Source organism: Rodentibacter sp., assembly GCF_057314195.1.
This window is the reverse complement of the sequence record NZ_DBHLAM010000001.1, coordinates 1-15761: the sequence shown is the minus strand read 5'-3', so window position 1 is coordinate 15761 and position 15761 is coordinate 1. Positions and strand designations below refer to the sequence as shown.

At 45.3% G+C, this 15761-nt stretch carries 13 protein-coding genes; 11 read left to right on the top strand and 2 right to left on the bottom strand.

Annotation, left to right across the window (positions count from 1 at the left end):
* The 5 genes from rpmA to cgtA all read left to right on the top strand — a co-directional run.
* Nucleotides 1-209 (top strand): 50S ribosomal protein L27 (rpmA, locus tag ACO59Y_RS00065; RefSeq protein WP_486129565.1); only part of this gene is annotated, 209 nt, incomplete at its 5' end.
* Nucleotides 210-270: 61 nt separating this feature from the next.
* On the top strand, nt 271-1188 hold the full coding sequence (locus ACO59Y_RS00060) for a DMT family transporter (RefSeq protein ID WP_486129563.1): 918 nt from the start codon (nt 271-273) through the stop codon (nt 1186-1188).
* A gap of 60 nt (nt 1189-1248) precedes the next feature.
* The gene (locus tag ACO59Y_RS00055) at nt 1249-2844 is read left to right on the top strand and encodes an ABC transporter ATP-binding protein/permease (RefSeq protein WP_486129561.1); all 1596 of its coding nucleotides are present in this window, start codon (nt 1249-1251) and stop codon (nt 2842-2844) included.
* Nucleotides 2845-2952: 108 nt separating this feature from the next.
* The gene (locus ACO59Y_RS00050) at nt 2953-5142 is read left to right on the top strand and encodes a TonB-dependent siderophore receptor (protein ID WP_486129559.1); all 2190 of its coding nucleotides are present in this window, start codon (nt 2953-2955) and stop codon (nt 5140-5142) included.
* 138 nt (nt 5143-5280) lie between these two features.
* On the top strand, nt 5281-6450 hold the full coding sequence (cgtA, locus tag ACO59Y_RS00045; protein ID WP_373603298.1) for an Obg family GTPase CgtA: 1170 nt from the start codon (nt 5281-5283) through the stop codon (nt 6448-6450).
* A 203-nt stretch (nt 6451-6653) separates the two neighbouring features.
* Here cgtA and smpB read toward each other — a convergent pair whose 3' ends face one another.
* Together smpB and arcA are read right to left on the bottom strand one after the other, a co-directional pair.
* On the bottom strand, nt 6654-7136 hold the full coding sequence (gene smpB, locus ACO59Y_RS00040) for an SsrA-binding protein SmpB (RefSeq protein WP_486129556.1): 483 nt from the start codon (nt 7134-7136) through the stop codon (nt 6654-6656).
* 115 nt (nt 7137-7251) lie between these two features.
* The gene (arcA, locus tag ACO59Y_RS00035; protein WP_486129554.1) at nt 7252-7962 is read right to left on the bottom strand and encodes a two-component system response regulator ArcA; all 711 of its coding nucleotides are present in this window, start codon (nt 7960-7962) and stop codon (nt 7252-7254) included.
* A 180-nt stretch (nt 7963-8142) separates the two neighbouring features.
* Here arcA and ACO59Y_RS00030 point away from each other — a divergent pair, with 180 nt between their 5' ends.
* From ACO59Y_RS00030 to ACO59Y_RS00005, 6 genes are all read left to right on the top strand, one after another.
* Nucleotides 8143-9891: a protein-disulfide reductase DsbD gene (locus tag ACO59Y_RS00030; protein WP_486129552.1), complete on the top strand. Its 1749-nt coding sequence runs from the start codon at nt 8143-8145 to the stop codon at nt 9889-9891.
* A 109-nt stretch (nt 9892-10000) separates the two neighbouring features.
* A complete protein-coding gene (gene purH, locus ACO59Y_RS00025; RefSeq protein ID WP_486129550.1) occupies nt 10001-11599 on the top strand; it encodes a bifunctional phosphoribosylaminoimidazolecarboxamide formyltransferase/IMP cyclohydrolase in 1599 nt (532 codons plus the stop codon).
* A gap of 478 nt (nt 11600-12077) precedes the next feature.
* Nucleotides 12078-13367, top strand: a complete 1290-nt coding sequence (purD, locus tag ACO59Y_RS00020; protein ID WP_486129548.1) for a phosphoribosylamine--glycine ligase — start codon at nt 12078-12080, stop codon at nt 13365-13367.
* Nucleotides 13368-13482: 115 nt separating this feature from the next.
* Entirely contained in the window at nt 13483-14748 is a 1266-nt protein-coding gene (gene glyA, locus ACO59Y_RS00015) for a serine hydroxymethyltransferase (RefSeq protein WP_486129546.1), read from the top strand.
* Complete coding sequence (locus ACO59Y_RS00010) at nt 14745-15026, top strand: DUF1294 domain-containing protein (RefSeq protein ID WP_486129544.1); 282 nt, start codon at nt 14745-14747, stop codon at nt 15024-15026. The genes glyA and ACO59Y_RS00010 overlap by 4 nt, the downstream gene beginning before the upstream one ends.
* A 133-nt stretch (nt 15027-15159) precedes the next feature.
* Nucleotides 15160-15498, top strand: coding sequence for a c-type lysozyme inhibitor (locus ACO59Y_RS00005; RefSeq protein WP_486129542.1), 339 nt, complete (start codon nt 15160-15162; stop codon nt 15496-15498).
* The last annotated feature ends 263 nt before the right edge of the window (nt 15499-15761 follow it).

Below are 15761 nucleotides of genomic sequence, written 5' to 3'. Positions count from 1 at the left end.
AAGCTAAACGTCTTGGTGTTAAACGTTTCGGTGGTGAATCTGTATTAGCAGGTAGTATCATCGTTCGCCAACGTGGTACCAAATTCCACGCAGGCAACAACGTTGGCATGGGACGTGACCACACCTTATTCGCGACAGCCGACGGTAAAGTAAAATTTGAAGTAAAAGGCGAAAAAAGCCGTAAATACGTGAGTATCGTTACCGAATAATTTTACTAAAACAGAATAAAATGCCCTGCTTTCATGCGGGGCATTTTTTGTAGATGAAATAATGAAACAACAACCCCTGTTAGGTTTCCTTTTTGCATTGATTACCGCCATGGCGTGGGGCTCCCTGCCGATTGCCTTAAAACAGGTCGTCGCGGTGATGAATGCGCAAACCATTGTTTGGTATCGCTTTGTTGTAGCAACTTGCGCCCTCTTGTTATTACTCGCTTATAAAAAAGCCTTACCCGATTTCTCTAAACTTGGCTATTTTGCCGGGTTGGCAATTATCGGCGTAATGGGATTAGCGGGAAATTTTTTCTTATTTAACAGCTCGTTAAATTACATCGAACCTTCCGTAGCGCAAATTTTTATCCATTTATCCTCTTTTGGTATGCTCATCTGCGGCGTGCTTGTCTTTAAAGAAAAGCTGGGCTTACACCAAAAAATCGGCTTGGTTTTGCTACTCATCGGTTTAGGCTTATTTTTTAACGATCGATTGGAAATCTTCAGCGGATTAAACACATACTCCACCGGCGTATTTATCAGTATTAGCGCTGCCTTGGTGTGGGTTGCCTACGGCATGGCGCAAAAACTCATGCTCAGAAAATTCAGCGCGCAACAAATTTTATTCATGATGTATTTCGGCTGCGCCATGGTTTTCACGCCCTTTGCCGAATTTTCACAAGTCCGTGAATTAACGCCATTTGCCTTCGGCTGCTTTATTTACTGCTGCGTAAACACCTTGTTCGGCTACGGCGCTTATGCCGAAGCCTTAAATCGCTGGGAAGTATCCAAAGTCAGCGTAGTCATCACTCTGGTTCCGCTATTTACCATTTTATTTGCTCACCTTGTTCATTACATTGATCCGACCGATTTCCCCGCGCCGGAACTCAATATCCTGAGCTATATCGGCGCGTTTATTGTCGTATGCGGCGCGATTTTATCCGCCATCGGACACAAACTCATTCCAAATAAATCCTAGTATGCAAACCCTTAGCCACTTCTATCGACTCATCCGTCCCTATTGGTGTAACCGCAAGCAATGGCTGGCTTATTGGCGGGCGTTTTAGGCTTTAGTTTGTTGATTATTGAAGTCGGCGTTTACATTAATCATTGGAATAAAGCCTTCTACGATGCCCTCACGGCATTTGAAACCGAGAAAATTCTGCCGCTATCCTTACAATATTTGGGCTATATGGCATTAGTAGTATTATGTGTCGCCATCGGCAGTTGGTTGCGCAAGCTCTTGATTATTCGCTGGCGGACGCATTTAACCCGCCAATTTGAAGAAAACTGGTTAACACAACACAAGCTTTATCGCTTAACCCTGAAACAGGAGCCGGACAACCCGGATCAACGAATTGCCGAAGATGTGGCGATGCTGGCGGAAAAAAGCCTCGATCTGTTAAAAAATTTATGTATGAATATCGCCAAGATCGTGGCATTTGTCGGCATTTTATGGCAAATATCCGGTGTAATTGAATTTGAAATTGCCGGCACCACGATTCGATTGTCGGGCTATTTGGTTTGGTTGGTGCTAATTTATACCTTAATTTGCAGTTTATTCACCCATTTCATCGGTCGCCGCCTGCTGCCGTTAAACATTGAAAAACAACAAGCCGAAGCCGATTATCGTCGCGGCTTGTTAAACTTACACAACCACGCCGAGCAAATTGCGTTCTACCAAGGTGAACCTAGCGAACAGCACCGCATTGAACAGCGCTTTAGTCGCATTGTGCGAAACTGGCACGCCATTATGGGACGGGAATTCAAACTGGAAGTGTTCAGCGCGTCTTATTTACGCCTCACCAATATTCTGCCGCTGTTTGCCGTGTTGCCTTTATATCTGGCCAAAACCATTACCTTCGGCACCATGATGCAGGCGCGTTCGGCGTTCAGTTCGGTACAGGACGGTTTCGGCTGGTTTATGGATTTTTATAAACGCATTATGGAATGGTCCGCCACGGTGCAACGGTTGTGGGAATTTCAACAATCCCTTAATGCGCTCCCCGCTTATGCGGAACCGAAAAAGCAAGGGAACGAGTTGATTTGTGAACAGTTACAAGTCGCCTTACCCGCTCAATCAACGCCGTTATTTGAACCGATTTCATTATGCTTACAACCCGGCGATTGGTTGCATTTGCAAGGCGCGAGCGGCATCGGCAAAACCAGCCTGTTGCGCACTTTAGCCGGTTTGTGGCCGCCATTGAACGGCAGTTTCAGTTTACCGGACAGCGCCTTACTCTTCTTGCCGCAAAAAAGCTATCTGGCCAAAGATCGGCTGGATAACCTGCTTTGTTATCCGAAAAGTGCGGTCGATTTTCCAAATGTTTTTGAAAATGTATTACAGGATGTCGGACTGGCACATTTATGTGCGTCGCTAACGGAAGAACGCGAATGGTCGCAAATCCTTTCCGGCGGCGAACAACAACGTATCGCCTTTGCTCGCGCGTTGATTTTGCGCCCGGCACTCATTTTCTTTGACGAAACCGCTAATCAGTTGGACGTTGTTTCCGCACGTGAATTATTCAAATTGCTTAAGTGCCGATTGCCGGAAACGATTGTGATCGGCATTACTCATCAAAACGAGTGGCAAGACTTGTTTAATCGCCGCTATCAATTGAAACCGATCGCATAAAAATCAATCTTTACGGAATAAAAAAGAATTGCTATTATTCGCACGCATTTTTAAATGCGAATAAATATCATTTGATGAAGTTATTTTTTATTTCCTTGGATCAATTTTATGCACAATCAACCAACAAATAAGTGGCATCTTTTCACGTTTAGCACGCTCTTTTTAGCCCTTCACAGCACTGCCTTTGCCAACGAACAATTGGATGTGATCAATGTGAGCACCGCATCCAATGTGACCGCTACGGAAAATACCAAGTCCTATACCACTTCTGCGATGAAAACCACAACGGGACTGGAATTAAGTCCGAAAGAAACGCCACAATCGGTGAGTGTGATTACCAAAGAACGCCTTGACCGACAACGAATCACTACTATGGAAGACGCCTTAAAAACAATCACCGGTATTAATGTGATTCCTGATGCCACGCGCTGGCGTTACCAATCGCGTGGCTTTTACATTGATCAAATGGAAGAAGACGGCATTTCAACAACCGTCGCCGGTGCATCGGGAAATCCGTATAACGATCCGCAAAGTATGTCCAGCCTTGCAATTTATGATCATATTGAAGTGGTTCGCGGCGCAACCGGCTTAACTCAGTCAAACAGCGAACCGGGCGGTACGATCAATGCGGTGCGCAAAAAGCCTACCGAAACCACTCAATTGAGTGGTTCCGTATCTTTCGATCGCTTTGGTAAAACCGTTGGAATCGCTGACGTATCGGGAAGTTTAAACCCGTCTAAAACAATTCGCGGACGCCTTATCGCACAAGGAAGCCGCGATAAAACCTTTAAAGATAATGTGGACGGTGATACAAAACTTATTTATGGTGTGATTGAAGCCGATTTAGGCGACAGCAGTCTATTAACGCTGGGCGGTATGTTCCAAAAAGTGAAAAGTACGCCGGATTTCTACGGCGTTCCAATGGGAAATGGTTTCGACTTAAATCTTTCTCGTAAAACTTATTTAGGTGCGCCTTGGAACGAAACGGTATTTTATAAACGCAACGTTTTTGCGGAGTTTGAACATTTCTTTAACGATAATTGGAAATGGGAAAGTAAAGTCAATTACATCCGTTCGTCATCAAGACAAGAATTTGCCCTCGCTGCGAATACCGGCGGAAGATTCGTCGGTATCGGTCAGAATGGCATTTTTACCGGCGCAACCGACAATATTCAGCTTTACGATAATCACGGTTCGCAAATTTCTTGGCAAAACCGCTTAAACGGTAAATTTGATTTGCTTGGGCAAACTCACGATATTTTCTTTATGAATTCTTATTCGAAAGAAAAACAAGATTCCTATAATCCGTGGAAAGCCCGCTCTGCCAATGCTTATAACATTTACACTTATAACTGGAACAGCGTGCCGCGTCCCGATTGGTCGACGGGTAATGCGAATTATACTGACACTGCAAAAGACATCGTAAATAACGCCTTTTCAATGGGCGTACGTTTTAATCCTACGGAAAAATTACATTTAATTACCGCCGGACGTTACACCCGTTGGACATACAGGTTTGATAACAATAAAACCGGCGTTTCTACGCAATATAGCAAAAATTCTTTTGTTCCTTATTTCGGTATTACCTATGACTTGAATGATAAACATAGCTTATACGCCAGCTATACAACCATCAAAAAACCGCAAACAAACCGCGATATGGACAACAATTTGCTTGATCCAATCGAAGGGACTAACTATGAATTCGGTTGGAAATCCGATTGGTTTGCCGACGGAAAATTAAACAGCTCGCTTGCTTTTTTCCAAATTATTCAAAAAAATCGCCCTTATGATTTAAACGTCCGCAATAGTGCCGGTAACTGGGCTTATACTTCAATCGGCAAGATTCGCAGTCGTGGTTTTGAAGCCGAAGTTTCGGGCGCGTTAACGGAAAATTGGCAAATGTTCGCCGGTTATACCTTTAATATGAGCGAATACCGAGAAACTGAAGGTAGCCGATTTACTGCCGGAACAAATTTCAGTAAACATACGCCAAGACATATGTTCCGCCTTTATACCAGCTACACGTTACCGTTTGACGATAGAAAATGGTCGATCGGCGCAGGCACGACCATTCAAAGCAAAACGGATAGCTTGTGGGGCGTTAAACAAGGTGGTTACGGCTTAATTGATGCGGATATTCGTTATCAAGCGAATAAACACTTCAGTGTAAGTTTGATCGGAACCAACTTAACGGATAAACGCTATTACGAAAATGCACGCGTTCGTACCATGGGTATTAATAATTTCTACGGCAGACCGCTTAACGTGATGCTGGTGGCCGACTGGCGATTCTAATTTCTAAAACTATCTTAAAACCGACCGCACTTTATCCCTGGTCGGTTTTTCTTTTCCTCCCGTTTTATCCCGCGAACTTATCGCGAGATTCTGCTAGAATACGCCGACTTAAAAATAACTGAACAGAACAGGAAAAATATGAAATTTATTGATGAATCCCTCATCCGCGTGGAAGCGGGCGACGGCGGCAACGGTTGCGTGAGTTTTCGTCGTGAAAAATTTATCCCGAAAGGCGGGCCGGATGGCGGCGATGGTGGCGACGGTGGTGACGTGTATTTAGTGGCAGACGAGAATCTTAACACGTTAATCGACTACCGCTTTAACAAACGCTTTGCTGCCGAACGCGGTGAAAACGGTCGTAGTTCGGATTGTACCGGCCGTCGCGGTAAAGACATTATTTTACCGGTGCCGGTGGGCACGCGCGCCATTGACAACGACACCAAAGAAACCTTGGGCGATCTCACCAAACACGGACAAAAAATGTTGGTGGCGAAAGGCGGTTATCACGGCTTAGGCAACACTCGTTTCAAATCTTCTGTAAATCGCGCGCCGCGTCAAAAAACCATGGGGACGCCGGGTGAAAAACGCGATTTGCGTTTAGAATTAATGTTGCTCGCTGATGTAGGTATGCTCGGTTTACCAAATGCGGGAAAATCGACCTTTATTCGTGCCGTTTCCGCCGCCAAACCGAAAGTGGCGGATTATCCGTTCACCACCTTGGTGCCGAGCCTCGGCGTGGTGAAAGTGGACGACGCGAACAGCTTTGTGGTGGCGGATATTCCCGGCTTAATTGAAGGCGCGGCGGACGGCGCGGGATTAGGCATTCGTTTCTTGAAACACTTGGAACGTTGTCGCGTGTTAATTCATCTGGTGGATATTAACCCGATTGACGGTTCCGATCCGGCGGATAACATGGCGATTATTGAAGCGGAATTGTTCCGATACAGCGAAAAACTCGCCGAAAAACCGACTTGGTTGGTGTTCAATAAAATCGACACCATGAGCGATGAAGAAGCGCGCGAACGCGCCGAAGACATCGTCGAGCGTCTTGGCTGGGACGGTGATTATTACCTCATTTCCGCCGCCACCGGTAAAAACGTGCCAGTGTTATGTCGCGATATTATGGACTTCATTATTGCTCACCCGCGCGAAGCCGAGGTGCCGGAAAGCGCACCGGAAGAAGTGAAATTCAAATGGGAAGATTATCACCAAGAACAACTTGCCGAACATCAAGTGGATGACGAAGATTGGGACGATGATTGGACGGAAGAAGATGACGAAGGCGTTGAGTTTATTTATAAGCCTTGAGTTCTGACCGAACGGTTTAAGTTGGAGTCAAAAAATAGCACCGCATTGGAAGGGGTTTCAATGCGGTGCTATTTTTAGAGATCAATAATAAGGTTGGATTTTGCTTCGATAGACTTCTTAATAACCTCAAGATGAGGCATCTTGCCCAAGGTTCGGGCGTTGTGCGACGTTTTAAAAATGCTTCCCTTTTTAAAAACGTCCCTTTAGCCGCGACGCGCATTTTTCATAATTCGCTCTTTTGCGACTTTCCATTCACGATCTTTAATATCATCGCGTTTGTCGTGTTGTTTTTTTCCTTTCGCTAAGCCGATTTTAATTTTTGCCCATGCGCCTTTCCAATAAAGGGAAAGCGCGACGATGGTGAACCCGTCGCGGCTGGATTTGCCGAACAGCGATTCAAGTTCGCGTTGCTTTAACAAAAGTTTACGCGTTCGCGTTGGATCGCATACTACATGGGTTGAAGCCAAACTTAACGGCTGAATGGTCGCGCCGAACAAATAAGCCTCGCCATTTTTGAAAATAATGTAGCTGTCGCTGATATTTGCCTTGCCGGCGCGCATGGATTTGACTTCCCAGCCTTGCAATTCAAGCCCGGCTTCGATTTCGTCTTCAATAAAATAATCGTGGCGTGCGCGTTTATTCAGTGCAATGGTGTTTGAACCCGGTTTTAGTTTTTTCTTTGTCATAATTTGATCCGGTGAAAAAATTTCCGCAGATTCTACCGAATCTGTGCGGTGATGGCAAAAAGAGGGGGAAAGAAAAAGGCTGAATCCTCAGCCTTTCTTTGCGTTATCTTGGTCTTTATTCGATTTCGCCACAGAAACGATAACCTTCGCCATGCACCGTGGCGATAATTTCAGGCGTGCCGGGGTGATCTTCAAAATGTTTGCGGATGCGACGAATAGTGACGTCCACCGTACGATCTTGCGGTTTTAACTCGCGCCCAGTCATTTTCATCAACAATTCTTCGCGGGTTTGCAATTTGCCCGGGTTTTCACAGAAATGTAACATGGCGCGAAATTCGCTGCGCGGCAATTTAAATTCTTCGCCTTCCGGATTGATTAAATTATGACTGTTTAAATTCAATGTCCAACCGTTAAAACGATAAAATTCTCGTCCGCTTCGGTTTTCTTTTTCGTGTTGCGCCATCACGCGGTGTAACAAATTTCGCGCGCGGATGGTAAGTTCGCGTGGGTTAAAAGGTTTGGTGATATAATCATCAGCACCGATTTCTAAACCTAAAATTTTATCCACTTCGTTATCGCGACCGGTTAAAAAAATCAGCGGCAAATTGGCGTATTCTCGTAATTCGCGCGCCAATAATAAACCGTTTTTACCGGGCAAATTAATGTCCATTACTACCAAATCAACCGAATTATTTTTTAATACTCGGTGCATTTGTTTCCCTTCTTCGGCTTCAAGCACGATGTAACCTTCCGCTTCGAAAATCCCTTTCAATGTATTGCGGGTCACGGCTTCATCTTCAACAATAAGAATTTGCGGTGCTGCCATTTTCAATCCTTTTACTTATTTTTAGTGAGGCGTATTTTAGCTTTGTAACATTGTTGTAACAATGGAAAACAGCGGCTATTTTTTGTGATCCTTCTATTTTTATGATCTAAATCATATTTTTAGGGTTTCAAATTTCTTTATGTTAAAATCTCGCCACGCCAACCTCATGACCCCTTTTTTATGAAAAAATGTTTCCTTATTTTTAGCCTGTTTTTTACTGCATTCGCGACACAAGCGGGTTTATTGGATAAATCTCAAACAACCTTTTTAAAAGTAGAAGACGCTTTTCCACTTTCCATCCAACTTTCCCCCGATAAACATCAGTTACATGTCCACTGGAATACGGCGGACGGCTATTATTTGTATCAAGATAAAATTAGCGTAGCTACTGTAGAACAGACACTTGCGGTGACGTTTGCGCAACCGCCGGAAATTCATCAGGATCCTTATTTCGGCGCAGTGAACGTATTCACCAAACCGCTAGATGCGACTTTCTCCGCTGCAAACGCCTTTACGCCGGAGGACCGCATTGAAATCCGTTACCAAGGCTGCACCGATGGGTTTTGTTATCCTCCGGAAATAAAATCTTTACGTGTGGGTGATTTAATTACGTCAGCGCAGACTTTTGAAAAAACGGGCGCGCGTTCAATTGCCGAACAGCCCTTGTCGGCGCCGCAAGATCAACTTGCTGCCGGTTTGTTTCGGCATAAATACGCAGTGTTAGGCTTTTTCCTGCTAGGTTTAGGCTTAGCTTTCACGCCTTGCGTATTACCGATGTTGCCGTTGTTGTCGGCAATTGTGATCGGCCGGCAAAATCGCCCGAATATGGCGCGTGCCTTTTCCTTGAGTTTCCTTTACGTGCAAGGTATGGCGCTCACTTATACGTTGCTCGGTTTAGCGGTCGCTGCCATAGGGCTGCCGTTTCAAATCGCCTTGCAACATCCTTACGTAATGATCGCGCTATCGGTCATGTTCGTTTTGCTCGCACTTTCTATGTTCGGCGTGTTTACGTTGCAATTACCGAGTTCTCTACAAACCAAGCTGAACGCTTTAAGCCAAAAACAAACCTCCGGCGCATTCGGCGGCGCATTCTTCATGGGCATGATTGCAGGCTTGGTTGCGTCGCCTTGTACATCGGCGCCGCTTTCCGGTGCGTTGCTGTATGTAGCACAAAGTGGTGATTTATTTACCGGCGCCGTCACCTTGTATTTATTGGCGCTTGGCATGGGTGTGCCGTTGATGCTGATTACGCTATTCGGTAACAAAATTTTGCCGCAATCCGGCGAGTGGATGAACACGGTGAAAAGTACTTTCGGTTTTGTAATGCTCGCCTTGCCGGTGTTTTTACTTTCGCGCATTTTGCCGGAAGGCTGGGAACCGCGTTTGTGGGCGTTATTGGCGACGACGTTCTTTGTTTGGTTTGCGCTGCAAATGCCGAAAAATGGTTTCGCTTATGCGTTGAAAGTTTTGTCTTTGGTTTGCGCCGTGATTGCCGCGCAACCTCTGCAAACCCTTGTCTGGCAAGGTTCCAATGCGGTGCTCTACACGACTTCCAATGGTGAAGTTGAGCCTGTGAAATTCCACCGCATTGAAAGCCTGCAAGAACTGGAGCAAGCCTTGGCGAACAATCCACACAAACTGGCGATGTTGGATCTTTATGCCGATTGGTGCGTCGCCTGTAAAGAGTTTGAAAAATACACGTTTCGCCATGAAAAAGTGCAACAAGCCTTTAATAATCTGTTATTGCTTCAAGTGGATATGACTCAAAACGGTGAAGAAAATAAAGCCATTATGGAACGTTATCAAGTACTGGGTTTGCCGACGATTTTATTTCTTGATAAAGCCGGCAATGAGCTCGCAAATAGCCGCGTAACAGGTTTTATGGATGCGCCGACATTTTTAAATTGGATTGAAAAATTGGGTTTTTAACCCGGTTATTCATAAACCGTAAAAGTCCTTTTTCTGTCCCTATATTTACGCAACCGTTTGCGTTATAATGCGCGCCTATTTTTTTACCAATTAATAAAGGAAAAATACAATGACAGATCGTCCTATTCGTCAGGCTTTATTAAGCGTTTCAGACAAAACCGGTATTGTGGAATTTGCTCAAGGTTTAGTAACGCGTGGCGTGAAATTACTTTCCACCGGCGGCACCGCAAAATTGTTAGAACAAAATGGCTTGCCGGTCACCGAAGTGTCTGATTACACTGGTTTCCCGGAAATGATGGACGGTCGCGTGAAAACCTTACATCCGAAAGTGCATGGCGGCATTTTAGGTCGCCGCGGTACGGACGATGAAGTCATGAAACAGCACCGCATTGAAGGCATTGATATGGTGGTGGTGAATTTATATCCGTTTGCTGCTACCGTAGCAAAACCGAATTGCACCCTTGAAGATGCGGTAGAAAACATTGACATTGGCGGCCCAACTATGGTGCGTTCTGCAGCGAAAAACCATAAGGATGTGGCGATCGTGGTCAATAACAATGATTTCAATACAATTCTTGCGGAAATGGATCAACATCAAAATAGTCTTACTTTGGAAACCCGTTTTGATTTAGCGATTAAAGCTTTTGAACATACGGCACAATACGATTCCATGATCGCGAACTATTTCGGTCAGTTAGTGAAACCTTATCATGTCGCGGCGGAAGAAGATGCAGATGCCAAGTGCGGTCAATTCCCACGCACTTTAAACTTGAACTTCGTGCGTAAACAAACCATGCGTTACGGCGAAAATTCCCACCAAAATGCCGCGTTCTATGTGGATTTAAACGTGAAAGAAGCCAGCGTGGCAACCGCAACCCAACTTCAAGGCAAAGCCCTTTCCTATAACAACATTGCCGATACCGATGCGGCGCTAGAATGCGTGAAAGAATTTGACGAGCCGGCGTGCGTGATCGTCAAGCACGCCAACCCATGCGGCGTGGCGTTAGGCAAAGATATTCTGGAAGCCTACAACCGCGCTTATCAAACCGACCCAACTTCTGCCTTTGGCGGGATTATCGCGTTCAACCGTGAATTAGACGAAGCCACCGCAAACGAAATCGTAGAACGCCAATTCGTAGAAGTGATTATTGCGCCGAAAGTTTCTGCAGAAGCTATCGAAGTGGTAAAACGTAAGAAAAACGTCCGCTTGCTTGAATGTGGCGAATGGCACGGACGTAACGAACGTTTGGATTTCAAACGCGTAAACGGCGGATTATTAGTGCAAGACGCGGATTTAGGCATGGTCGGCTTAGACGACTTAAAAGTGGTCAGCAAACGTCAACCGAACGAACAAGAACTGAAAGATTTATTATTCTGTTGGAAAGTGGCGAAATTTGTGAAATCCAATGCCATTGTTTACGCGAAAAACAGCCAAACCATCGGCATCGGCGCCGGTCAAATGAGCCGTGTTTATTCTGCCAAAATCGCCGGCATTAAAGCGCAAGACGAAGGTTTAGACGTGGCAGGTTGCGTGATGGCATCCGATGCCTTCTTCCCATTCCGCGATGGCATTGATGCCGCGGCGAAAGTGGGGATTCAGTGTGTCATCCACCCGGGCGGTTCTATGCGCGATCAAGAAGTGATTGATGCGGCGGATGAGCATGGGATGGTGATGGTGTTGACGGGGATGAGACATTTTCGTCATTAATTTATGTCATAACTTCGCTCAATGAGTGACTTACTTATTTCCCCCTCTTTCGTAAAGAGGGGGCGAGGGGGAGATTTAAACGATACTAAATGTACTATGAGGTTGAAATAACTTCTGCCAAATCTCCCCTACCCCTCTTTGCTAAAGAGGGGAATTGGTTAGATAAAAACTTTCTGAATCAACCGTACTTTAAATCGTAGAAAGAATAAATCGGGTTCCCTTCTTTGCCGCCTGAAAAATTGGGAATTTGTAGGAAATTTTTGCATGTTTGAGCGTAGTGAGTTCAAAAATTTCCGTTAAGCAAATTCCCAATTTTTCAGGAAACAAGGCAAAGCAGGGGGTGCTTTCTTTTTGCCTACTTTTGCTTTGCACAAGCAAAGAAAAAGTAGGTCGCTCATCGAGCGAAATTCGATGTAAATGAATAAAAGAAAGTCATTAAAAGCTAAAAAATAGAATTCATAACTCACAAGGACACACCATGAACATCCTCATCATCGGAAACGGCGGTCGTGAACACGCCCTTGCTTGGAAAGCAGCACAATCTCCTCTTGCGACGAAAGTTTTTGTCGCGCCCGGCAACGCAGGTACAGCCTTAGAAAACAACGTGGAAAACGTTAATATCTCCGCCACCGATATTCCTGCTTTGGTGAAATTTGCCCAAGAACATCAAATCGGTTTAACCATCGTGGGGCCTGAAGCACCGCTTGTGATTGGCGTGGTGGATGCATTCCGTGCGGCAGGGTTAAAAATCTTTGGACCGACTCAAGCGGCTGCGCAGTTGGAAGGTTCCAAAGCCTTTACCAAAGATTTCTTGGCGCGTCATCAGATCCCAACGGCGGAATATCAAAACTTCACCGAAGTGGAACCGGCATTGGCTTATTTACGCGAGAAAGGCGCGCCGATTGTGGTGAAAGCGGATGGTTTGGCTGCGGGTAAAGGCGTGATTGTGGCGATGACGTTGCAAGAAGCGGAAGATGCTGTGCGCGATATGCTTTCCGGCAATGCCTTTGGTGAAGCGGGCAGTCGCGTGGTGATTGAAGAATTTTTAGACGGCGAAGAAGCCAGTTTTATTGTGATGGTGGACGGCAAAAACGTGGAGCCGATGGCAACCAGCCAAGACCATAAACGCGTGGGCGAAAAGGATACCGGTTTGAACACCGGCGGTATGGGGGCGTATTCGCCTGCTCCGGTCGTTACGCCTGAAATCCACGATCGCATTATGCGCGAAGTGATTTACCCGACCGTGAACGGCATGGCGCAAGAAGGCAATGTGTACACCGGTTTCTTATATGCCGGCTTGATGATTATGCCGAATGGTCAGCCGAAAGTGATTGAATTTAACTGCCGTTTTGGTGATCCGGAAACCCAGCCGATTATGTTGCGTTTGGAGTCCGATCTTGTAGAACTTTGCCTCAAAGCTTGTGATGGCAAACTGGATGAAGTGAAATCGCAATGGAATCCGAAAGCGTCCTTAGGTATTGTGTTGGCGGCAGAAGGCTATCCGGGCGATTATCGCAAGGGTGACGAAATCACAGGGCTTCCACAAAGTGCAGTTGAAAGTGAAAAAGCTTTCTTAGCTGGCGTGGCAGCCAAAGATGGCAAATTGCTCACCAACGGTGGGCGTGTGTTATGTGTTACCGCATTAGGCGAGAGCGTATTTAGAGCGCAACAAAAAGCCTTAAAACTTGCCGAACAAATTCATTGGAACGGACGTTTCTATCGCCGAGACATCGGTTATCGTGCGGTGGCGCGTGAGCAGAAAAAATAATTGAGCTTTACATATGAGTTTATTTCATTAATCCAATGAAAAAATATGAGTTAAAGTTCATCGAATAAATGATTACACTATACGACCTTAATTATATTACCCACAGGAGAACAGAATGTTTACAAAAAATATGACTATTGCCGACTACGATCCCGTGTTATGGCAAGCCATTCAAAATGAAAATCGTCGTCAGGAAGAACATATTGAATTAATCGCATCTGAAAACTATGCTAGTCCGCGCGTGATGGAAGCGCAAGGTTCGCAATTCACCAACAAATATGCGGAAGGTTATCCGGGTAAACGTTATTACGGCGGTTGTGAGTACGCAGATATTGTGGAACAGCTTGCCATTGATCGCGCGAAAGAATTATTCGGCGCGGACTATGTGAACGTACAACCGCACTCAGGTTCGCAGGCCAATGCGGCGGTTTATATGGCGTTACTCAACCCAGGCGATACCATTTTAGGCATGAGTTTGGCGCACGGTGGCCATTTGACCCACGGTGCGTCCGTGAGTTTCTCCGGTAAGATTTATCACGCGGAACAATACGGCATTACCGATGAAGGACTGATTGATTACGATGCATTACGCAAACAAGCGCACGACATAAAACCGAAAATGATTGTCGGGGGGTTCTCCGCATATTCTCAAGTAGTAGATTGGAAAAAAATGCGTGAAATTGCCGATGAAGTGGGCGCATATTTATTTGTGGATATGGCGCACGTTGCAGGTTTGATCGCTGCCGGGATTTATCCGAACCCATTGCCACATGCTCACGTGGTAACCACAACGACCCACAAAACTTTGGGAGGGCCACGTGGCGGCTTGATTCTTTCGTCTTGCGGCGATGAAGAAATCTATAAAAAACTTAACAGCGCCGTTTTCCCAGCTGGGCAGGGCGGTCCGTTGGTACATATTATTGTGGCGAAGGCGGTGTGCTTTAAAGAAGCCTTGGAGCCGGAATACAAAGTGTATCAGCAAAACGTGTTAAAAAATGCTAAAGCCATGGTAGACGTATTTAAACAACGCGGTTATAAAGTGGTATCCAACGGCACGGAAAATCACCTGTTCTTAGTGGATTTAGTCAGCCACGGTTTAACCGGTAAAGCTGCCGATGCCGCATTAGGCAAAGCGAATATTACCGTGAACAAAAACTCCGTACCGAATGATCCGCAAAAACCGTTTATTACTTCCGGTATCCGAGTTGGTACACCTTCCGTTACCCGTCGCGGCTTTAACGAGCAAGATTGTCGTGAATTGGCCGGCTGGATGTGCGACGTGTTAGACGCCATCGGCAAAGAAAACGAGGCGCAAGTGATTACGGCAACCAAAGAAAAAGTCTTAGCGATTTGTAAGCGTTTGCCGGTTTACCCGCAATGATTTATTTCTTGGTGTTGATTACATGGTTAGTGGCGGTGAATATCACCGCTTATTTTTTAATGCGAAAAGACAAAATTCGCGCAGTACGCCATGGATGGCGTGTTCCTGAAAATACCTTTTTCCTTTTCTGTCTTTCCGGCGGTTTTGCCGGCGTTTATTGTGGTATGCAACGTTTCCATCACAAAACCAAACATTTCGCGTTCAAACTCGCGGTGATGCTAAGCGGCTTATTTTGGTCGGCTTTGTTGCTTTGTGGGTTCTTCTACTTTCGCTATTGACGGGCGTTCAATGCGGTGCTCAATGGCATATCTGTTATAGTACACATCAATATAGTTTTTATTTCATTGGCGAACTATTTTTTGTCAAACTTATCTAACCCTTCGCATTGATGATTCACCATAGGAGAGTATTATGAAAATCAAGCAAACTTTTTTAGCTGTCGCCGGTACGGTGTTATTGGCTTCGGTAAATGTACAAGCAGCGCAGTTGAATAGAGATATTGGACGTTATGTTTATACTTGTGACGATAACAAAACGTTGGAAGTGGTTTATGTCAATTCAGGTAAGCAATCTTACGCGATTATTAATCAAATGGATGAAATGGTGCCGTTAAAACAAGTGAAATCCGCTTCCGGCGCGATTTATAAGGCGTTAAGCAGTAATTACACTTATGAACTATTAACTAAAGGCGATACGGCAACATTAGTTGAAGGCGACGACAAACCGATACTATCAAATTGTCGGTTATAACCCGGTAAAAAAGAAACAGCGGCATTACGCCGCTTTTTGTCAACCGTAAATACGGGCTATTTTACTACGTTTAGTGTTTTTGTCGTTTTTATCAACATATTGTTGATTAACTGTTCAAGTATGTTGTTTTTTTTCATTTTTTTGCATTTAGTTATTGACCGAATCGACAAAAAATAGTTTAATACGCCCCGTTGTTCGGCAGTAGCCGGTAACGCCTCGATAGCTCAGTCGGTAGAGCAGGGGATTGAAAATCCCCGTGTCGG

Coding starts and splice junctions, on each gene's coding strand:
- ACO59Y_RS00060 (WP_486129563.1), top strand. CDS start 271: ATGAAACAACAACCCCTGTTAGGTTTCCTTTTTGCATTGATTACCGCC.
- ACO59Y_RS00055 (WP_486129561.1), top strand. CDS start 1,249: ATGGCTGGCTTATTGGCGGGCGTTTTAGGCTTTAGTTTGTTGATTATT.
- ACO59Y_RS00050 (WP_486129559.1), top strand. CDS start 2,953: ATGCACAATCAACCAACAAATAAGTGGCATCTTTTCACGTTTAGCACG.
- cgtA (WP_373603298.1), top strand. CDS start 5,281: ATGAAATTTATTGATGAATCCCTCATCCGCGTGGAAGCGGGCGACGGC.
- smpB (WP_486129556.1), bottom strand. CDS start 7,136: ATGACAAAGAAAAAACTAAAACCGGGTTCAAACACCATTGCACTGAAT.
- arcA (WP_486129554.1), bottom strand. CDS start 7,962: ATGGCAGCACCGCAAATTCTTATTGTTGAAGATGAAGCCGTGACCCGC.
- ACO59Y_RS00030 (WP_486129552.1), top strand. CDS start 8,143: ATGAAAAAATGTTTCCTTATTTTTAGCCTGTTTTTTACTGCATTCGCG.
- purH (WP_486129550.1), top strand. CDS start 10,001: ATGACAGATCGTCCTATTCGTCAGGCTTTATTAAGCGTTTCAGACAAA.
- purD (WP_486129548.1), top strand. CDS start 12,078: ATGAACATCCTCATCATCGGAAACGGCGGTCGTGAACACGCCCTTGCT.
- glyA (WP_486129546.1), top strand. CDS start 13,483: ATGTTTACAAAAAATATGACTATTGCCGACTACGATCCCGTGTTATGG.
- ACO59Y_RS00010 (WP_486129544.1), top strand. CDS start 14,745: ATGATTTATTTCTTGGTGTTGATTACATGGTTAGTGGCGGTGAATATC.
- ACO59Y_RS00005 (WP_486129542.1), top strand. CDS start 15,160: ATGAAAATCAAGCAAACTTTTTTAGCTGTCGCCGGTACGGTGTTATTG.